We start from the raw sequence: 18,577 nt of genomic DNA, 5'->3' as shown, positions 1-18,577 counted from the left end.
TGATTGTATTCAGTCATAAAAAAGCGGCGCCTGTGAGGGCGCCGCTTTTTTTGTGCCTGCGGATTTAGAAGTCCAACACCACTCCGACGTTGACGCCCTGTTGGGTAAAATCATCATCCTTGCGGAACGTATACCCGCCACGCAGCGCCAGATCAGCTGTGAGCTTGTGGCTGACGCCTAGGCTCAAGCGGTTCAAATGGCTTTGCGGTGTATAGCCTTCGAGTTGGAAGTCGTTGGCTGGCAGGGTATTGAGTGCGATGCGCACCTTCTGCACGTCATCTTCGTACTCACGCTCGTGGGCATACTCACCATACACCTGGGTTTGCGGAGTGATGTTGTACTTGCCCTGCAAACCAACGCCGAGGCGTTTCGAGTCGCGGGTCTGGTCATCGAAAGTCAGCGCAGTGGCGCGGTTGCTCTTTTCCGAGTAGCCGTCGACATCGACGCTGGCGTAATCGGCGCTGACGAACGGCGACAGGTGCCATTCGCTGCCCGGTTGGGCGATGTCGTAACCGATACGGGTGCTGAACGCCCACAGGCTGCCGTCGGTGTCACCTTTTTCCGCACCCTCGCTGGCGCCGAGATCGAACTTGCGCTTGAGGTTGTCGTAGTCGAGTTTGCCGCCGGTTAACGCGGCGTCTGCCCACCAGCGATTCTGCTGGAATTGGGCAAACGCGGTGGCCATGTAGCTGTTGAGTTTGTAGTCCGAATCGTTATGACCGGCCTCCAGGTTCTGCCGGTAGAAACCGCCGGCCACGCCGACACGCCACGCTTCGTTGAGACGATAACTGCCACCGACGTTGAGGTTGTAACCGCTACCGTCGGCGCTGGCGCCGCTGCTTTGGCTGTCGACATCCAGATGTTGACCGCCGGCGGAAACAATCGCGCGCCATTGGCCGACCGCTTGCCAGTTTTCCCAATCGGCCTGCCATTGGCTGCGCAATTCATCCTGGTGCGCGCGCACGGTGGCGTGGGCCATTTCCGGCAACAGCGTCAGTTCCCATGGCGCAGCCAGCAGGGAATAGGCGTAGTCGGCGATCAGTTTCTGTCCGGCTTCGGTCGGGTGCACGCCGTCGTTGTAAATCAGTTTGGTCGGATCCGGCGTGGCACTGTTGATGCCGTAACGGGCGTTTTCCGGGCAACTGCTGCCGCTGAAGCAGGTCGCGGTAAGGTTCTGATCGGTGGCCAGGCCAAAACGGCCAGGATCGGCGAACACTTCCGACAGCAGCACCGGAATGTTCAACGGAATGATCTCGGCGTTGATGCCTTGCAGGCGCGTCACCAACTGGCTGTTGAACTGCGCAGCGAGTTGACTGCTGAATGCCTGCAGCGGTGTGCCGTTGATAGCGGGAGTCAGACCGACGTCCGGCAGCAGCCAGACCATCACGTACTTGGCGCCAGCGGTTTGCAGGGCCTGCACGCTGTCAGCCAGGCGATCGGCGCCGGCATTGGCTTGCGGCAGGCTGAGGATGCGACCTTGCAGGAAGTCGTTGCCGCCGCCGGAAATGTAATACAGCGCATTCGGGTCGGCGCGGAAGCCGTTCGATGGCAGGTAACCGGCGCGGGTGCGTTCACCGGTGGCGGATTGCGTGGTGATCGAGTCAAGAATCTGGTCGGTGCGATAACCGCCGACCGCCCAGTTATTGCCGTCGGGCAGGCCATTTTCGGCGCGCACTGCCGAGCTGGAAGATGCGGTTTGATCCGGCGAGTAGCCGAGGCGTGCGCCCAGTCGTTGGGTGGCGTTCAGGTCTCGGGATTCGCCGCTGCCGTCCAGATAGATCGGCCCGGTGCGGTTGGTGTAGCGCTGGGTCGCGCCCGCAGGGCCGCCGGTATCTCTGAAGGTGCCGGCGTCGTTGAGGCTGTCGCCAAACACCACGAAATTCGAATAAGGATTGGGGGCGGCATTCGCTTGAGCACAGGCCAAAGCGAGCAGGCAACTGGCCAGCGGTACAAACAACGTCTGTTTGATCATGAGCAAGTCCGTTTATTTATTGTTGTAGGTGAACGAAACGACAGTACCAAAAACTTACGGCGTTTTGCCATCGGTCGCGAATCGCTGTGTGGATTTATCCCCCATAGGCCCGGCCATATTGCACGCTCCGCCCAGCTAAGTTACTGTGCCGGAACGTATGAACGAGACCTTCCCCGTGTTGATCACCAGCAAACTTCTGGATCAAGTCATCAAGGCACACGCCCGCTGGCGTTGGCGCGCCTGAATCTTTTCTGCCGGCCCTGCCGGATCTGTATCGCTTTGCCTTCCTTACCCGTTTGAATTGCCGCTGTGCCGACGCGTCCACCTGCGTCCGACATCGTGCAGCGCCCTGCGGGCAAGTCATCTGAAGGCTGTTTCCAAGTCAGAATTCAAGAGGTTCGAAACGCCATGTTGCTGATGATCGACAACTACGACTCCTTTACTTACAACGTTGTGCAATACCTCGGCGAGCTGGGTGCCGAAGTCAAAGTCGTGCGCAACGACGAACTGACCATCGCCGAAATCGAAGCGCTGAAACCCGAGCGCATCGTCGTCTCGCCAGGCCCATGCACGCCCACCGAGGCCGGCATCTCCATCGAAGCCATCAAGCACTTTGCCGGCAAACTGCCGATCCTCGGTGTTTGCCTGGGTCACCAGTCCATCGGTCAGGCCTTTGGCGGCGATGTAGTCCGCGCCCGACAGGTGATGCACGGTAAGACTAGTCCGGTATTCCACGAGGACAAGGGCGTTTTCAACGGCCTCAACCATCCGTTGACCGTTACTCGCTACCATTCGCTGATCGTTAAACACGATACGTTGCCCGATTGCCTGGAACTGACCGCGTGGACACAACACGACGACGGTTCGGTCGACGAAATCATGGGCCTGCGTCACAAGACCCTGAACATTGAGGGCGTACAGTTTCACCCCGAGTCGATCCTGACCGAGCAGGGGCATGAACTGTTTGCCAACTTCCTCAAACAAACCGGCGGCACGCGCTAAGGACTTCCCATGAATATCAAGACAGCCCTGAGCCGTATCGTCGAGCACCTCGACCTCAGCACCGAAGAAATGCGCGACGTGATGCGCGAAATCATGACCGGCCAATGCAGCGACGCGCAGATCGGCGCGTTCATGATGGCCATGCGCATGAAGAGCGAGAGCATCGACGAAATCGTCGGCGCTGTTTCGGTGATGCGTGAGTTGGCCGATCAGGTTGAACTCAAGACCCTCGACGGCGTGGTTGATGTCGTCGGTACCGGCGGTGACGGTGCCAACATTTTCAACGTGTCGACCGCTTCGTCCTTTGTTGTCGCCGCTGCCGGCTGCACCGTCGCCAAGCACGGCAACCGTGCGGTATCGGGCAAGAGCGGCAGCGCCGATTTGCTCGAAGCAGCCGGGATTTATCTGAACCTGACGCCTGTTCAAGTTGCCCGCTGCATCGACAACGTCGGCATCGGTTTCATGTTTGCCCAGACCCATCACAAAGCCATGAAGTACGCCGCCGGCCCGCGTCGCGATCTCGGCCTGCGTACGCTGTTCAACATGCTCGGCCCGCTTACGAATCCGGCCGGGGTGAAACATCAGGTGGTGGGCGTGTTCACTCAAGCCTTGTGCCGTCCGCTGGCCGAAGTCTTGCAGCGTCTGGGCAGCAAACATGTATTGGTGGTGCATTCGAAGGACGGCCTGGACGAGTTCAGCCTCGCCGCACCGACCTTTGTTGCCGAACTGAAGAACAACGAAATCACTGAATATTGGGTCGAGCCGGAAGATCTCGGCATGAAGAGCCAGAGCTTGCACGGTCTGTCGGTCGAAGGTCCGGAAGCGTCGCTGGCGCTGATCCGCGATGCCCTCGGCAAGCGCAAAACCGAAAACGGCCAGAAAGCCGCCGAAATGATTGTGCTCAACGCCGGCGCCGCGTTGTACGCCGCCGACGTGGCCAGCAGTTTGAAACAGGGCGTGGAGCTTGCGCACGACGCTCTGCACACCGGCCTCGCTCGGGAGAAACTCGAGGAGCTGGGTGCCTTTACCGCGGTATTCAGAGTGGAGAATGAAGGATGAGTGTACCGACGGTTCTGGAAAACATTCTGGCCCGCAAAGTTCAGGAAGTCGCCGAGCGTAGCGCCCGCGTCAGTCTGAGCGAGCTGGAAAGTCTGGCCAAGGCGGCCGATGCACCCCGTGGTTTTGCCCAGGCATTGCTGGCGCAGGCGAAGAAGAAGCAGCCTGCAGTGATTGCCGAAATCAAAAAGGCCTCGCCAAGCAAAGGCGTGATTCGCGAGGACTTCGTTCCAGCCGACATCGCCAAAAGCTACGAGAGAGGCGGGGCGACTTGCCTGTCCGTGCTCACCGATATCGATTACTTCCAGGGTGCTGATGCCTATCTGCAACAGGCTCGCGCGGCGTGCAGCCTGCCGGTGATCCGCAAGGACTTCATGATCGATCCGTACCAGATCGTTGAAGCTCGCACGCTGGGCGCCGATTGTGTGTTGCTGATCGTCTCCGCACTGGATGACGTGAAAATGGCCGAGCTGGCGTCGGTGGCCAAGAGCGTTGGTCTCGACGTGCTGGTCGAAGTCCACGACGGCGATGAGCTTGAGCGCGCGTTGAAAACCCTCGACACGCCGTTGGTCGGGGTCAACAACCGTAATCTGCACACGTTTGAAGTCAGTCTGGAAACCACCCTCGATCTGCTGCCGCGTATCCCGCGTGATCGTCTGGTGATTACCGAGAGCGGCATCCTCAACCGTGCCGATGTCGAGTTGATGGAAATCAGCGACGTGTATTCGTTCCTGGTCGGTGAAGCGTTCATGCGCGCGGAGAACCCGGGCACTGAACTGCAGCGCCTGTTCTTCCCGGAGCGTGGCGTACCGATCAGCGGTTCGACCCTCGACTGATTGCCGTTAGACCGAGTCGACTGCTTCGCGAGCAGGCTCGCTCCCACATGAACATGCATTCCAAATGTGGGAGCGAGCCTGCTCGCGAAGAGGTCATCGAAACCTCTGAAGATTTCCATATTGCCGGAGCCCTCCATGTCGCTGCCAACCCCCCTGACCATCGAAGCAGGCCTGCAAGCCGAACAGGATTTGCTGGCCTCGGTCTGCGCCGGAGACGCGGAATTTGGTCTTCTATTCTGGCAACCCAATGATCGCGCACTTGTAATGCCACGCCGCCTCAATCGTCTTGCCGGTTTCGACCACGCCTGCGAAGTCTCCGCCGCTGCCGGTTGGCCTATCCTGTTGCGTGAAACCGGCGGCGAACCCGTCCCGCAATCCGCTGCCACCATCAACATCGCTTTGGTCTACGCACCACCGCGCAGCGAAGGTGATCTGAATCGCATCGAAACCGGTTACCGCCGTTTGTGCGATCCGATCTGTCAGTTGCTGGATGAATTGGGTGGCACGTCATCGTTGGGCGAGATCGATGGCGCGTTCTGTGATGGTCGCTTCAACGTCAATCTCGACGGCCGAAAAATGGTCGGCACCGCGCAGCGCTGGCGCCAGAGTCAGGGCAGACAACGTCCGGTCGGTCTGGTGCACGGGGCGATGCTGATGGATGACGAGCGAGAATCGATGGTGGCGGCGGTCAATCGCTTCAACGAAGCGTGTGGTCTGGAGCAGCGGGTGAGGGCGCAAAGCCACATCGCCCTGCATGAGAAATTCAACGCGCCGCAGGCCTTGGCGCGTCTCGATGAGCTGTTTCGTTTGATGCTGGCGCAGATGTACAGCGTCTGAGTTACGGGCTTAACGCGTACCGAAGACCACCATGGTTTTGCCTTTCACATCGACCAGGTTGCGTTCTTCAAGATCCTTGAGCACGCGACCGACCATCTCCCGCGAACAGCCGACAATCCGCCCGATCTCCTGACGTGTCACCTTGATCTGCATGCCATCGGGGTGGGTCATCGCGTCCGGCTGTTTGCACAACTCCAACAGGCAACGCGCCACGCGACCGGTGACATCAAAGAACGCCAGATCACCGACCTTGCGCGTGGTGTTGCGCAGACGTTGTGCGATTTGTCCGCTGAGGACGTAAAGAATGTCCGGATCCTGCTGCGACAGTTCGCGAAACTTGGCGTAGCTGATTTCTGCGGTTTCACATTCAACCTTGGCCCGCACCCAGGCGCTACGCTCCTGCTCCTGGCCGGCCTGTTCGAACAGGCCCAGTTCACCAAAGAAATCCCCGGCGTTCAGGTAGGCAATGATCATTTCACGGCCATCATCGTCTTCAATCAGGATCGTCACCGAGCCCTTGATGATAAAGTACAACGTATCGGAACGATCGCCCGCACAAATGATGTTGCTCTTGGTCGCATGACGACGGCGCTGGCAATGCATCAGCAGCTTGTCGAGGTTCTTGATTTTGGGTGTGGGGGTAATAGCAACCATGGTTGTATCCCGAAAAGACTGCACGGTGATGTTTGGTTTTTTTATGAGGCGCTGAAGGCGGTTGCTGCACAGCTGACATGGGCGCCAGCGAATTGGCGCCAGCTTAACAGACACTTCGTCGCAAATTCGAGAAATTACCTACGTCTTAGACGCATCCGTCCTAGGAAGGATCGCACGATGTCGGAGCAAAGCCCTGTGCTAAGCTGGCGACCCTTTTTTCTACAGTGGAGTCTTGGCGATGAAGGCACGCATCCAATGGGCTGGCGAAGCCATGTTCCTCGGCGAATCCGGCAGCGGTCATGTCGTGGTCATGGACGGTCCGCCGGACGCCGGTGGTCGCAACCTGGGTGTTCGCCCGATGGAAATGCTCCTGCTGGGCGTTGGCGGTTGCAGCAATTTCGACGTGGTCAGCATCTTGAAGAAGTCCCGTCAGGCCGTTGAGAGCTGCGAAGCCTTTCTCGAAGCCGAGCGCGCGACCGAAGATCCGAAGGTCTTCACCAAGATTCACATGCATTTTGTGGTCAAGGGTCGTGGCTTGAAAGAAGCCCAGGTCAAACGTGCGATCGAGCTGTCTGCAGAGAAGTATTGCTCGGCCTCGATCATGCTCGGTGCCGCTGGCGTGGCGATCACCCACGATTACGAAATCGTCGAACTCGGTTGAACCGACATTCAACTATCATAAAAGCAGTGCAGACTCTGGCGATCCCACGCTGACGTCTGCATAATGCGCCACTTTTTTCAGGGCAGTGATCGGTCAGCCGACGGATCATCCGCCTGAACAGATAACCAAAATCGCCATCGCGAAGAGGTGTTAACCGTCCTACGCAGGTGCGTTGTTCGCACTTGACGGGCATGCTTGATCACGCGGCTGCGCCGCATACATAGAGAGTTTTTAACGGTGAAAAGCAAACTCAAGCTCCACGGGTTCAATAACCTGACAAAGACCTTGAGCTTCAACATCTATGACATCTGCTACGCGGAGACCCCGCAAGACCAGCAGGCTTACGTTGAGTACATCAATCAAGAGTACAACGCGAAACGCCTGACGCAGATTCTCACAGAAGTTGTCGAGATCATTGGTGCCAACATCCTGAACATTGCCAGTCAGGACTACGAACCTCAGGGCGCCAGCGTCACGATTCTGATTTCTGAAGAGCCGGTAACCCCGACTGAAAGCCAGATCGAAGAATCGCCGGGCCCGTTGCCCGAAATTATCCTGGCCCACCTCGACAAGAGTCACATCACGGTGCACACCTACCCGGAAATTCATCCGGACGACGGTATTGCAACCTTCCGTGTGGACATCGACGTGTCGACTTGTGGTGTCATCTCACCGCTGAAAGCGCTCAATTTCCTCATTCACCAGTTCGATTCGGACATCGTGACTGTGGATTACCGTGTGCGCGGCTTCACCCGTGACGTTGAAGGCAACAAGCACTTCATCGACCACGAGATCAACTCGATCCAGAACTACCTCTCCGAAGACACTCGCGACGCGTACCAGATGACCGACGTGAACGTGTATCAGGAAAACCTGTTCCATACCAAAATGCTGCTGAAGAACTTCGAACTGGATAACTACCTGTTCGGCGACGCCACCAGCAACCTGTCAGCCGAGCAGCGTGCTCAGGTGACCGACCGGGTGAAACACGAAATGCTCGAAATCTTCTACGCGCGCAACATGCCGACCTAAGATTCCCGGGCACAAAAAAGGCGACCCTTGGGTCGCCTTTTTCATTTCTGCCACACCCACCCTGTGGGAGCGAGCCTGCTCGCGAAGGGGCCTTCTGCAGCCATGCAGATCTCAGATCCGATAAGTGCTCTTGGTCATCACCTTGGCCAGAATACTCATCCCGAATTTCACCGGCGCCGGAAAACGGAAACCGCCAGCCTCCAATGCACTCTCCGCATGATGCTCTTCATCAATGCGCATCTGCTCCAGAATCGCCCTGGACTTCTCGTCCTCCGCCGGCAATTGCTCCAGATGCTCATTCAAGTGTTTGCAGACCTGGTGCTCGGTCGCCGCGACAAACCCGAGGCTGACCTTGTCGCTGATCAACCCGGCCACCGCGCCAATGCCGAACGACATGCCATAAAATAAAGGATTCAAAACACTGGTATGGCTGCCCAACTGATGAATGCGCTGTTCGCACCACACAAGATGATCAATTTCTTCTTCGGCGGCATGCTCCATGGCTTCGCGCACTTGCGGAAGCTTGGCGGTCAGCGCCTGCCCTTGATACAGCGCCTGGGCGCAGACTTCACCGGTGTGATTGATGCGCATCAAACCGGCGACGTGGCGAGTGTCTTCATCGCTCATCTGCGTGTCTGGCTGCAAAATGGCGGGCGACGGACGGTACGGCTGGCCACTGGAGGGCAGCAGCGTGCGCATGGCGGCATCGGCTTGCAGCAGCAGGCGGTCAATGGGCGAGTAGTGACGTTGGGTAGTCATGCTGACCTCCGGGAAAAATCTCGCGGCCAGTTTAACCGAATCGGCCGGAGAAGGTTTGCGCTGGGTCATTTGGCAGGCCGATGCGCTTTTGTGGGAGCGAGCCTGCTCACGAATGCGTACTGTCAGACACCGGTGTATTGAATGTACTGACGCCTTCGCGAGCAGGCTCGCTCCCACCGATGAAGGGCGTGAACCTTAGCCCGGTGGCCAGTTCATCTGGCGCTGACCGAGGACATGCATATGAATGTGGTAGACCGTCTGCCCACCTTTTTCATTGCAGTTCATCACCACACGGAAGCCTTCCTCGCAACCCAGTTCCAACGCCAGACGTTGTGCGGTGAACAGGATATGCCCGGCCAAAGCCTTGTCGTCTTCGGTCAGGTCATTGAGGGTGCGCACCGGTTTCTTCGGGATCACCAGAAAATGCACAGGTGCCTGCGGCGCGATGTCGTGGAACGCCAGAACCTGGTCGTCCTCGTAAATGATGTTGGCCGGGATTTCCCGGTTGATGATTTTGGTGAACAGAGTATCCACTGCTGTTTTCTCCGTTGTTTGGGCTGATTCGAGTGTACCGCGTTGAATGATGGTTCTTCAGCGCGGGCAATAAGCTTTGTTGACCATGCCGACGATGGTGCGGTTAAGCCAGCGTGAGCCCAGTCGCGGCAGGAACGCAAACCAGCGGTTGCGCCGTCCCGGGATGATGATTGCGCGGTTCTTGTCGAGGGCGCGCACGGTATACAGCGCGACTTCCTCGGGGCTCATCATTAAGGTGCTGTCTTTGAGTTTGTCGCTGTTGAGCTGTGCCGTACGGAAAAACGCGGTGCGCGTCGGGCCTGGGCAGAGTACCGAGACCTTCACCGCACTCTGTTTGAGTTCGACCCGCAGGGCTTCGGAGAAGTGCAGAACATACGCCTTGCTGGCGAAGTAGGTGCTCATCCACGGGCCCGGATTGAAGGCGGCCATCGAGGCGACGTTGAGAATCTGCCCGCCGCCCTGCAACGCCATGCTGTTGCCGATCGCATGGCACAGACGGGTGAGGGCGAGGATATTTACCTCGATCAGATCCTGCTCGGTCATCCAGTCCTGTGCGAGGAATGGCCCACAAGTGCCGATGCCGGCGCAATTCACCAATAGATCAATCTGCCGGTCACCTTCTTCCAGCTCCAGCAAGAAGCCCGACAAACGCAGCGGCTCGCCCAGATCACAGGCGCGGAACAACACCTCGACGCCGAAGCGCTGGGTCAGTTCGATTGCGATACTTTCCAGCTGATCACGTTGTCGTGCCACCAGAATCAGGCTGCGGCCACGGCGGGCCAGCGCTTCGGCCATGGCCAGGCCGATGCCGCTGGAAGCGCCAGTGATCAGAGCGTAACGGGTCATGCAATTCTCCATCGCAACAGCTCCGCGCCAGCGACGCGGGTGTCACGGCGGGGAGCGCTGTTCATTCTTTCGCAGAGTCTACAGGGGCCTGCGGCGCTTCGGCTGCTTCGTCGGCGGAATTCGCTGCAGGCTCGACCTCTACATCGATTTCATCGGTGGTCACCGAGCCGCTTTCGTAGCTGCTCTCCAGACTGCTTTCATATTCTTGCTGGACGGTGGAGATTCCGCCAAGAATGCCGCCGATGAAAAACACAGCGATAAACACGATCCACAAGGAGCACAGGACTTTGACCGCAGTGGTGTTCGGCGGGGGTGGTGGGCCATAGCGGTTGGCGCCGGTATTACCGGGCACGATCATGATCACAAACGGGAAGAACCCCCCCACGAAAGGCACCAGGGTCAGCAACCAGAGCCAGCCTGACCAGCCGATATCGTGCAGGCGTTGAACACTGAACAAGATGCTGACGATGGCCAGGGCCAGGAACAAAAAGACCGCGACGATGCCGCCGATGATCAGGCCGCTGGTGGAGTCGGCACCGACAAGTCCCAGTGCGATCAACGCAAAGATGCCGATAATCGGCAGAGTTACGAGCGTCAGCACCATCGACCAAGCCAGGTAGCGTAGACGTCCAATCCGGCCCTCCACCCCAAAGGGTTTGAGTGTGGCAAACGCTGGCAGGCTTTCGCCGACGTTCGCGCGAGGTGGAGCGTAGGGTGAAGTCGGTTCAGCCACGGGGGCAGCGTGTTCGTGCACGTCCGCCAGGTTCAGCTCGATAGGTGTTTCGTTTTCGATGCGCGCATCAATGCCGGTTTTGTTCAGCGCTTGCAGATAAGTCTGCGCATCGCTGTGGGACAGGTCGCGCTTGATGGCGACGACGCTGCCATTAAACAGACGCTCAATGGCGGCTACTTCGCTTTTGAACAGATTCGCCAGATTGAGCTTGGCAGTGGTGATATCGACACCGGGCTGTAGAGCACCGTCGAAAACGATCTTGTAACGGGTGTCGCTCATGGCCGAGGCATCCTTGTCGCGAATAGGTTGAAAGGTCTTCAGTGTAAGGCCAGTCCACCCGCGACTGGCCTGATATTTTCTTAACGAGGCCAGCGTTGCGGTAACTGCGCGGCGCGTTCCTGGGCCCGACGATATTCTGCGTCGAGGCGGGCAATCAGCTGATCCACGCTCGGCAAGTCATCAATCTGCCCTACGCCCTGACCGGCCGACCACACGGTCTTCCAGGCTTTGGCTTCGTCATTGATCGGCTTGAGCTTGTCGCCGAAATTCACTTCACCCTTGCCCTGCAGTGCTGCTGTATCAAACCCGGCCGCCTGCAGGCTCTGGCGCATGAAACTCGCCGGAACCCCAGACACCGCAGGAGTATGAATGATGTCCGCAGCCTTGGCTGTCAGCAGCATTTCCTTGTAAGCGTCAGGCGCATGACTTTCGGTAGTACCGATAAATCGCGTACCGAAGTAGGCCAAATCCGCACCGAGTAGCTGAGCGGCAAGAATCTCGTGGCCATGGTTCAAACATCCTGCGAGCAACAAGGTCTTGTCGAAGAATTCGCGGATCTCGGCGATCAGCGCAAACGGGCTCCAGGTGCCGGCGTGGCCCCCAGCGCCAGCCGCCACCGCGATCAAACCATCGACACCGGCTTCGGCCGCTTTTTCAGCATGCCGGCGCGTGGTGACGTCATGGAAGACCAGGCCCCCATAGCTGTGCACCGCATCCACCAGTTCTTTCACCGCGCCGAGGCTGGTGATGACGATCGGCACTTTGTGCTCGACGCAAATGTTCAGATCCGCCTGCACGCGCGGATTGCTGTTGTGCACGATCAGGTTCACTGCGTAAGGCGCGGGGTTGTCCAGTGTCGCCAGACCCGCTTCGATCTGTTCCAGCCAGGCCTTGAAGCCGCTGCTTTCGCGCTGGTTCAAGGCCGGAAAACTGCCGACCACGCCATTACGGCAGCAGGCGAGCACCAGTTCCGGGTTGGAGATCAGGAACATCGGCGCTGCCACAACAGGCAAACGCAGACGTTGTTCGAGCAAAGCGGGCAGCGACATTATGAATACCCCAAAGATCGGTTCTTGTTGAAGTTAGAACGGCTTGACCACGACCAGAATTACGATAGCCAGCAATAGCAGAACCGGCACTTCATTGAACCAGCGATAAAAGACATGGCTGCGGGTGTTTTCGCCACGGGCAAAACGTTTTACCTGCGCGCCGCACATGTGGTGGTAGCCGATCAGCAACACGACCAAGGTCAGCTTGGCGTGAATCCAGCCGCCCATGCTGAAGATGCCCGGGTTGAGATAGATCAGCCAGCCACCGAAGATCAGCGTCGCGATCATCGCCGGGCCCATGATGCCGCGATACAACTTGCGCTCCATGAGGCTGAAGCGTTCTTTGCTGAGCGTGTCTTCGCTTTGCGCGTGATAGACGAACAAGCGTGGCAGATAGAACAGCCCGGCAAACCAGCACACGATGCTGACAATGTGAAAAGCTTTGATCCATAGATAGAGCATTTTTAGTTATTCCAGGTTCACGGTAGGCCCGATAGTAGAGGCTTGAGCGTCCGCGCGTCACCTTGACGGTTGTCGCAGGCGCGCGCGGCCCCTATTATCGAAGGCTTTCCAGTGGGTTCGTTGAGGGCAGGTTTATGGTCAAGGTCGGTATCGTCGGCGGCACGGGTTACACCGGTGTCGAACTGCTGCGTCTGTTGGCACAGCATCCGCAGGCAGAAGTGGTTGTGATCACTTCCCGATCCGAGGCCGGTCTGGCCGTGGCTGATATGTACCCGAACCTGCGCGGTCACTACGACGGCCTGGCTTTCAGCGTGCCGGACATCAAGACCCTGGGCGCTTGCGACGTGGTGTTCTTCGCCACCCCGCATGGTGTTGCGCATGCATTGGCGGGCGAATTGCTGGCGGCGGGCACCAAGGTCATCGACCTGTCAGCGGACTTCCGCCTGCAAGACGCTGAAGAGTGGGCCAAGTGGTACGGTCAGCCCCATGGCGCTCCGGAACTGCTGGACGAAGCGGTGTACGGTCTGCCGGAAGTCAATCGCGAACAGATCAAGAAGGCTCGTCTCATCGCCGTGCCGGGTTGCTACCCGACCGCTACGCAGCTGGGTTTCCTGCCTTTGCTTGAAGCGGGTCTGGCGGATACTTCGCGTCTGATCGCCGACTGCAAATCCGGCGTCAGCGGTGCCGGTCGCGGTGCTGCTGTAGGTTCGTTGTACTCCGAGACGTCGGAAAGCATGAAGGCTTACGCGGTGAAAGGTCACCGACACTTGCCGGAAATCCGCCAGGGCCTGCGTCGTGCAGCGGGCAAGGACGTCGGTTTGACCTTCGTTCCACACCTGACCCCGATGATCCGTGGCATTCATTCCACGCTCTACGCAACAGTCGTAGATCGCTCGGTGGATCTGCAGACGCTGTTCGAAAAGCGGTACGCCAACGAGCCGTTCGTTGATGTGATGCCAGCCGGCAGCCACCCGGAAACCCGCAGCGTACGTGGCGCCAACGTTTGCCGCATTGCGGTTCACCGTCCGCAGGATGGCGACCTCGTCGTGGTGTTGTCGGTGATCGACAATCTGGTCAAAGGCGCGTCGGGTCAGGCAGTGCAGAACATGAACATCCTGTTCGGTCTGGATGAGCGTTTCGGCCTGTCCCACGCCGGTATGCTGCCGTAACACTTTAAGCTGCATAGCAAAAAGGCCCGTCAAACGGGCCTTTTTGCATTCTGAACAGCTCGTCGGCTTTATTGATATACCGTAACAATAGTTGACCGATTTTCTAGGACAAGCGGATAATGCGCGTCATCACGCATTATGGCGGCGTAACGCCGGGAGATAGTCAGCATGAGCGTCGAATCCTTCACCCCCACGGCTTTGCAATTCACTCAAGGTGCTGCGCACAAGGTGAAGAGCCTGGTCGATGAAGAGGGGAATGATCGCTTGAAGCTGCGCGTATTCGTTACGGGTGGCGGTTGTTCAGGTTTTCAGTACGGTTTCACCTTCGATGAAGATGTGGCCGATGACGACACCATCGTCGAGCGCGAAGGCGTGAGTCTGGTGGTTGATCCAATGAGCTTCCAGTACCTGGCCGGTGCTGAAGTGGATTACCAGGAAGGTCTGGAAGGGTCGCGCTTCGTGATCAAGAACCCAAACGCCACTACGACGTGTGGTTGCGGGTCGTCGTTCTCGATCTGATCGCTTTCGTTTCAGACAGCAAAACGCCGCAGGGCCTTACGGTTCTGCGGCGTTTTTTGTTGTCTGCGTTTTGTTCAGTTCGGGTAAATGGCGCCGAGTACGCGCAGGCCTTTGGCGCCTGTGACGCTTGGCCGGTTGGCGGCGATGCCTTCGAGGCAGCAATGGGCAAGCCAGGCGAAGGCCATGGCTTCGACCCAGTCCGGATCAACGCTGTGGGTCGCAGTGCTGGCGACCGTGGTGTTCGGCAGCAGTTCGGCCAGGCGCTCCATCAGTGTGGCGTTGTGTGCGCCGCCGCCGCAAACCAGCAATTCCTGCGTTTCAGCCTGAGCGCTTTGCAGCGACTCGACGATGGTCAGGGCCGTCAGTTCGAGCAGCGTGGCCTGTACGTTTTCTGCTGCGAAGCCTGGCAGGCGTGACAAGTGTTGTTCCAGCCATGGCAAGTTGAACACTTCGCGACCGGTACTTTTTGGGCCTTTGGTGACGAAAAACGGATCGCTGAGCAGTGCCTTCAACAGAGTTTGCTCAACAGAGCCTGATTTTGCCCAGTCGCCATTGCGGTCGTAGTTCTCGCCTCGCTGCTGCTGAATCCACGCGTCCATCAGAACATTCCCAGGGCCGCAGTCGAAACCGGCTACAGGCTTGGTTGGCTCGATCAGACTCAGATTGCTGAAACCGCCGACATTCAAGACAGCCTGGTTGCCGGTACGCTCTTCGAACAAAGCTTCATGGAACGCTGGCACGAGAGGGGCGCCCTGGCCGCCGGCAGCCACATCGCGACTGCGGAAGTCGCTGACTACGGTGATGCCGGTCAGCTCAGTGAGGAGGGCAGGGTTGCCGATCTGTACGGTGAAACCACGCGCCGGTTCGTGGCGAATAGTCTGGCCGTGGCTGCCAATCGCACGAATGGCTTCAGGTTTGATGTGCTGCTGATCAAGGAGGGTGTGAATACCCTGCGCCGCGAGTGTCACCCAGTGTTGCTGGGCAATCGCCGAGCGAGCGATCTCGTCTGGGCCGCTGGCGCACAAGCCAAGCAGCTCGGCGCGCAGGGATTCAGGCATGGGAATGTAGTGCGTGGCGATCAGTTTGATCGCCGAGGTTTGTTCGATCAGGGCAATGTCCAGCCCGTCGAGACTGGTTCCGGACATCACACCGATATACAGGGTCATGGCTTAACGCTTGCTCGAAGCCAGCATGGTCGCCTTCTCTTGGTCCATGCGTGCCATAAGTGGTTGGCTCTGCGCCAGGAAGCGAGCGCGTTCGGCCTTGGCGATTGGATCAGCCATTGGCAGCTTCTGGCCCAGTGGATCGACGTGAACGCCGTTGACCTGGAATTCGTAGTGCAAGTGCGGGCCGGTGGAAAGGCCGGTGGTGCCGATGTAGCCAATCACCTGACCCTGCTTGACAGTGCCGCCAGTCTTCACGCCCTTGGCAAAACCTTGCATGTGGCCATACAGCGTACGGTAAGTGTTGCCGTGCTGGATGATCACGGTGTTGCCGTAACCGCCACGGCGACCGGCGAGCAGGACTTTGCCGTCACCGGCAGCCTTGATGGGCGTGCCGCGTGGTGCCGCGTAATCGACGCCTTTGTGAGCGCGGATCTTGTTGAGGATCGGGTGCTTGCGACCCATTGAGAACTTCGAGCTGATGCGGGCAAAGTCCACCGGGGTACGGATGAACGCCTTGCGCATGCTGTTGCCATCAGCCGTGTAGTAGCTGCTGTTGCCTTGTTTATTGGTGTAACGCACGGCGGTGTAAGTCTTGCCGCGGTTGGTGAAGCGCGCGGACAGGATCGGACCATTGCCCACAGACTTGCCGTTGACCACTTTCTGTTCGTAGATCACATCGAATTCGTCGCCCTGGCGGATGTCCTGAGCGAAGTCGACGTCATAACCAAAGACGCTGGCCATGTCCATGGTCAGGCTATGGGACAAGCCCGCGCGTGCAGCGGATTGCGAGAGCGAGCTATTGATGACGCCGTGGACATAAGCGGTGCGAACGGTAGGTTTGGCGGTGACCCGGTTGAACGCGTAACCCTTGTCATTCTTGGTCAGGGTAATGGTTTCGACGTCGCTGACCTTGCTGTGGAGGCTGGTCAGTTGACCTTCGGGACTTAATTCGAATTCGAGTTTCTGGCCGTGTTTAAGTTGGCTGAACTGTTTGGCTTGTTTGTCGCTGGCCAGCACTTCGTGAACAGAGGCCGCTGGAAGGCCGACTTTCTCGAACAGGGTGGATAGCGTGTCGCCCTTGGCGACAACGACTTCACGGTGGCCGGGAGCCTTTGTTTTTTCCGCAACAGGCGCCGGTGCAGGCGCGGCTTCAGCGGTCTGCGGGGTGTTTTCGTCGGTGTTTTCGATCTGTGCAAACGGTGAAGCTACTGGCTCATTTGTGGCTTGAGCCGCGTCAGCAGCGTCTTGATCTTGTGTCAGTTGTTCAGCAGGACTTTCCAGTTCAAGGCTCAGGGTCGTCTTTTTGGCTTCAACATCACTGGAAGGGAATACCAGGAGTGCCAGGCTGAGAAGGGCGGCTATTCCACTTGCGGCGAGCAGGTGGGTCTTCGGGTAAAGCGGAGGCGCTTTAGACGGTTCTGTGGTCATAAGTAATTTTGACTTTGAAAAAAGATGAATTGGAAAAGATGAATGACATGATGAAGATGAAATAACTGTATAAAATATAACCAAATCATCCCCGAAGCAAGTCTACAGACAGCCGGTCTGTGGATTAGTGTCCGTGCGCCGGGCAAAACTTGTAATTGGTGCGCGATCTTGTATGGTTGGTTCCCTTTGAATCTGAGCCTTGCGGGTCTGTTATGAAGTCGGTTGAAGAGCAGCTAGCGCTGATTAAACGTGGTGCGGAAGAACTATTGGTCGAGTCCGAGCTGATCGAGAAGCTCAAGCGCGGCCAACCGCTGCGTATCAAGGCTGGTTTTGATCCGACCGCTCCGGATCTGCACTTGGGTCACACGGTGCTTATTAATAAGCTGCGTCAGTTCCAGGAGCTGGGGCATCAGGTCATCTTCCTTATAGGTGACTTCACCGGGATGATCGGTGATCCGAGTGGCAAGAGCGCTACGCGTCCTCCGTTGACGCGCGAGCAGGTTCTGGAAAACGCCGAGACGTACAAGACTCAGGTGTTCAAGATTCTCGATCCGGCGAAAACCGAAGTAGCGTTCAACTCCACCTGGATGGACAAGATGGGGCCGGCGGATTTCATTCGTCTGACTTCCCAATACACCGTCGCTCGTATGCTTGAGCGCGATGATTTCGATAAGCGCTACACCACCAATCAGCCAATTGCTATTCACGAGTTTCTCTATCCGCTGGTTCAGGGTTATGACTCGGTGGCTTTGCGCGCGGATGTCGAGTTGGGTGGCACTGATCAGAAGTTCAACCTGTTGATGGGGCGTGAGCTGCAGCGCGGTTACGGTCAGGAAGCTCAATGCATTCTGACCATGCCGCTGCTTGAAGGTCTGGATGGCGTGAAGAAGATGTCCAAGTCGTTGGGCAACTATGTCGGCATTCAGGAAGCGCCGGGTGTCATGTACAGCAAGCTGGTTTCGATTCCGGATGCTTTGATGTGGCGTTACTTTGAATTGCTCAGCTTCCGTTCGATGGATGAGATCAATGCGTTGCGTGCAGACGTAGAGGCGGGTGCCAATCCGCGTGACGTTAAAATCAAGCTGGCCGAAGAGATCGTTGCGCGTTTCCATGGTGAGGAGGCTGCGGCCAATGCCCACCGCGCGGCGGGCAATCGCATGAAGGATGGCGAGTTGCCGGATGATCTGCCAGAGATCGAATTGGTTTCTGCGGAAGATATGCCGATTGCGGCTGTCCTTAATAAGGCAGGGCTAGTGAAGAACTCAGCGGCAGCGCGCGATCTCTTGGCGTCGGGTGGTGTGCGCGTTGATGGCGAGGTGGTTGATCGCTCCTTTATATATGTACTGGGCGCAACTCACGTTTGCCAGGCGGGCAAGAAGGCATTTGCACGTATTACGCTGAAATCTGAGTGATACGGAAAATAACTGTTGACGGCGAATTTTAGATGTCTATAATTCGCCCCACTTCCGGCGCAGTCGAAACGGAAAACTCCTTGAGATTCAATGAGTTATGTAGGTTTCGACAGCAAGGTTGCTTCAGTTTATCGAAGCCGAAAGGAAGTTGAAAAAGAGGTGTTGACAGCG

At 57.8% G+C, this 18,577-nt stretch carries 19 protein-coding genes; 9 read left to right on the top strand and 10 right to left on the bottom strand.

The genetic code is table 11. The features are described from left to right. Positions 1–64: 64 nt before the first annotated feature. Complete coding sequence (gene estP / locus ACQ4OE_RS05775) at positions 65–1,972, bottom strand: esterase EstP (protein WP_430946064.1); 1,908 nt, start codon at positions 1,970–1,972, stop codon at positions 65–67. Between the two features lie 408 nt (positions 1,973–2,380). Here estP and ACQ4OE_RS05770 point away from each other — a divergent pair, with 408 nt between their 5' ends. The 4 genes from ACQ4OE_RS05770 to ACQ4OE_RS05755 all read left to right on the top strand — a co-directional run bounded on the left by ACQ4OE_RS05770 (position 2,381) and on the right by ACQ4OE_RS05755 (position 5,703). Beyond that, the gene (locus tag ACQ4OE_RS05770) at positions 2,381–2,974 is read left to right on the top strand and encodes an aminodeoxychorismate/anthranilate synthase component II (protein WP_430946063.1); all 594 of its coding nucleotides are present in this window, start codon (positions 2,381–2,383) and stop codon (positions 2,972–2,974) included. Between the two features lie 9 nt (positions 2,975–2,983). Continuing rightward, positions 2,984–4,033, top strand: a complete 1,050-nt coding sequence (gene trpD / locus ACQ4OE_RS05765; protein ID WP_430946062.1) for an anthranilate phosphoribosyltransferase — start codon at positions 2,984–2,986, stop codon at positions 4,031–4,033. Next, a complete protein-coding gene (trpC, locus tag ACQ4OE_RS05760; protein WP_430946061.1) occupies positions 4,030–4,866 on the top strand; it encodes an indole-3-glycerol phosphate synthase TrpC in 837 nt (278 codons plus the stop codon). Before trpD ends, trpC begins: the two co-directional genes overlap by 4 nt. Before the next feature lie 135 nt (positions 4,867–5,001). Beyond that, entirely contained in the window at positions 5,002–5,703 is a 702-nt protein-coding gene (locus ACQ4OE_RS05755; RefSeq protein ID WP_430946060.1) for a lipoate--protein ligase family protein, read from the top strand. Positions 5,704–5,712: 9 nt separating this feature from the next. Here ACQ4OE_RS05755 and crp read toward each other — a convergent pair whose 3' ends face one another. Continuing rightward, on the bottom strand, positions 5,713–6,357 hold the full coding sequence (crp, locus tag ACQ4OE_RS05750; protein ID WP_430946059.1) for a cAMP-activated global transcriptional regulator CRP: 645 nt from the start codon (positions 6,355–6,357) through the stop codon (positions 5,713–5,715). A gap of 238 nt (positions 6,358–6,595) precedes the next feature. Between crp and ACQ4OE_RS05745 the strand changes: the two genes are divergently transcribed. Together ACQ4OE_RS05745 and speD are read left to right on the top strand one after the other, a co-directional pair. Beyond that, positions 6,596–7,018 carry an OsmC family protein gene (locus ACQ4OE_RS05745; RefSeq protein ID WP_003228794.1) on the top strand — a complete coding sequence of 141 codons (423 nt, stop codon included), beginning with the start codon at positions 6,596–6,598 and terminating at the stop codon, positions 7,016–7,018. Between the two features lie 237 nt (positions 7,019–7,255). Then, positions 7,256–8,050, top strand: coding sequence for an adenosylmethionine decarboxylase (gene speD / locus ACQ4OE_RS05740; protein WP_007918883.1), 795 nt, complete (start codon positions 7,256–7,258; stop codon positions 8,048–8,050). Between the two features lie 111 nt (positions 8,051–8,161). Here speD and coq7 read toward each other — a convergent pair whose 3' ends face one another. The 6 genes from coq7 to hemJ all read right to left on the bottom strand — a co-directional run bounded on the left by coq7 (position 8,162) and on the right by hemJ (position 12,712). Beyond that, a complete protein-coding gene (gene coq7 / locus ACQ4OE_RS05735; protein WP_122594835.1) occupies positions 8,162–8,809 on the bottom strand; it encodes a 2-polyprenyl-3-methyl-6-methoxy-1,4-benzoquinone monooxygenase in 648 nt (215 codons plus the stop codon). A 195-nt stretch (positions 8,810–9,004) separates the two neighbouring features. Further along, entirely contained in the window at positions 9,005–9,343 is a 339-nt protein-coding gene (locus ACQ4OE_RS05730) for a histidine triad nucleotide-binding protein (protein WP_122594836.1), read from the bottom strand. Between the two features lie 57 nt (positions 9,344–9,400). Beyond that, positions 9,401–10,189, bottom strand: a complete 789-nt coding sequence (locus tag ACQ4OE_RS05725) for an SDR family NAD(P)-dependent oxidoreductase (RefSeq protein WP_430946058.1) — start codon at positions 10,187–10,189, stop codon at positions 9,401–9,403. A gap of 61 nt (positions 10,190–10,250) precedes the next feature. Continuing rightward, positions 10,251–11,201, bottom strand: a complete 951-nt coding sequence (locus tag ACQ4OE_RS05720; protein WP_430946057.1) for a DUF805 domain-containing protein — start codon at positions 11,199–11,201, stop codon at positions 10,251–10,253. An 80-nt stretch (positions 11,202–11,281) separates the two neighbouring features. Then, on the bottom strand, positions 11,282–12,250 hold the full coding sequence (locus tag ACQ4OE_RS05715) for an NAD(P)H-dependent flavin oxidoreductase (protein WP_430946056.1): 969 nt from the start codon (positions 12,248–12,250) through the stop codon (positions 11,282–11,284). Between the two features lie 33 nt (positions 12,251–12,283). Then, positions 12,284–12,712, bottom strand: coding sequence for a protoporphyrinogen oxidase HemJ (hemJ, locus tag ACQ4OE_RS05710; protein WP_122594840.1), 429 nt, complete (start codon positions 12,710–12,712; stop codon positions 12,284–12,286). A gap of 134 nt (positions 12,713–12,846) precedes the next feature. Between hemJ and argC the strand changes: the two genes are divergently transcribed. Further along, a complete protein-coding gene (argC, locus tag ACQ4OE_RS05705; protein ID WP_430946055.1) occupies positions 12,847–13,881 on the top strand; it encodes an N-acetyl-gamma-glutamyl-phosphate reductase in 1,035 nt (344 codons plus the stop codon). Between the two features lie 168 nt (positions 13,882–14,049). Further along, positions 14,050–14,400, top strand: a complete 351-nt coding sequence (gene erpA, locus ACQ4OE_RS05700) for an iron-sulfur cluster insertion protein ErpA (protein WP_007918905.1) — start codon at positions 14,050–14,052, stop codon at positions 14,398–14,400. Positions 14,401–14,474: 74 nt separating this feature from the next. Here the strand turns inward: erpA and ACQ4OE_RS05695 are convergent, their stop codons facing one another. Both ACQ4OE_RS05695 and ACQ4OE_RS05690 read right to left on the bottom strand, forming a co-directional pair. Then, positions 14,475–15,566 carry an anhydro-N-acetylmuramic acid kinase gene (locus tag ACQ4OE_RS05695; protein ID WP_430946054.1) on the bottom strand — a complete coding sequence of 364 codons (1,092 nt, stop codon included), beginning with the start codon at positions 15,564–15,566 and terminating at the stop codon, positions 14,475–14,477. 3 nt (positions 15,567–15,569) lie between these two features. Then, a complete protein-coding gene (locus ACQ4OE_RS05690) occupies positions 15,570–16,994 on the bottom strand; it encodes a peptidoglycan DD-metalloendopeptidase family protein (protein WP_430946053.1) in 1,425 nt (474 codons plus the stop codon). Between the two features lie 212 nt (positions 16,995–17,206). Between ACQ4OE_RS05690 and tyrS the strand changes: the two genes are divergently transcribed. After that, entirely contained in the window at positions 17,207–18,406 is a 1,200-nt protein-coding gene (tyrS, locus tag ACQ4OE_RS05685) for a tyrosine--tRNA ligase (RefSeq protein WP_430946219.1), read from the top strand. Positions 18,407–18,577: the final 171 nt, after the last annotated feature.

This window comes from Pseudomonas sp. WC2 (assembly GCF_050586545.1).
Lineage (GTDB): Bacteria > Pseudomonadota > Gammaproteobacteria > Pseudomonadales > Pseudomonadaceae > Aquipseudomonas.
The sequence above is the reverse complement of the archived record's forward strand: the minus strand, read 5'-3'. Positions and strand labels throughout refer to the sequence as shown.

Bases quoted from the DNA above. Each gene is read 5' to 3' on its own strand.
- estP (WP_430946064.1), bottom strand. From the start codon at position 1,972: ATGATCAAACAGACGTTGTTTGTACCGCTGGCCAGTTGCCTGCTCGCT.
- ACQ4OE_RS05770 (WP_430946063.1), top strand. From the start codon at position 2,381: ATGTTGCTGATGATCGACAACTACGACTCCTTTACTTACAACGTTGTG.
- trpD (WP_430946062.1), top strand. From the start codon at position 2,984: ATGAATATCAAGACAGCCCTGAGCCGTATCGTCGAGCACCTCGACCTC.
- trpC (WP_430946061.1), top strand. From the start codon at position 4,030: ATGAGTGTACCGACGGTTCTGGAAAACATTCTGGCCCGCAAAGTTCAG.
- ACQ4OE_RS05755 (WP_430946060.1), top strand. From the start codon at position 5,002: ATGTCGCTGCCAACCCCCCTGACCATCGAAGCAGGCCTGCAAGCCGAA.
- crp (WP_430946059.1), bottom strand. From the start codon at position 6,357: ATGGTTGCTATTACCCCCACACCCAAAATCAAGAACCTCGACAAGCTG.
- ACQ4OE_RS05745 (WP_003228794.1), top strand. From the start codon at position 6,596: ATGAAGGCACGCATCCAATGGGCTGGCGAAGCCATGTTCCTCGGCGAA.
- coq7 (WP_122594835.1), bottom strand. From the start codon at position 8,809: ATGACTACCCAACGTCACTACTCGCCCATTGACCGCCTGCTGCTGCAA.
- ACQ4OE_RS05725 (WP_430946058.1), bottom strand. From the start codon at position 10,189: ATGACCCGTTACGCTCTGATCACTGGCGCTTCCAGCGGCATCGGCCTG.
- ACQ4OE_RS05720 (WP_430946057.1), bottom strand. From the start codon at position 11,201: ATGAGCGACACCCGTTACAAGATCGTTTTCGACGGTGCTCTACAGCCC.
- ACQ4OE_RS05715 (WP_430946056.1), bottom strand. From the start codon at position 12,250: ATGTCGCTGCCCGCTTTGCTCGAACAACGTCTGCGTTTGCCTGTTGTG.
- hemJ (WP_122594840.1), bottom strand. From the start codon at position 12,712: ATGCTCTATCTATGGATCAAAGCTTTTCACATTGTCAGCATCGTGTGC.
- argC (WP_430946055.1), top strand. From the start codon at position 12,847: ATGGTCAAGGTCGGTATCGTCGGCGGCACGGGTTACACCGGTGTCGAA.
- erpA (WP_007918905.1), top strand. From the start codon at position 14,050: ATGAGCGTCGAATCCTTCACCCCCACGGCTTTGCAATTCACTCAAGGT.
- ACQ4OE_RS05695 (WP_430946054.1), bottom strand. From the start codon at position 15,566: ATGACCCTGTATATCGGTGTGATGTCCGGAACCAGTCTCGACGGGCTG.
- ACQ4OE_RS05690 (WP_430946053.1), bottom strand. From the start codon at position 16,994: ATGACCACAGAACCGTCTAAAGCGCCTCCGCTTTACCCGAAGACCCAC.
- tyrS (WP_430946219.1), top strand. From the start codon at position 17,207: ATGAAGTCGGTTGAAGAGCAGCTAGCGCTGATTAAACGTGGTGCGGAA.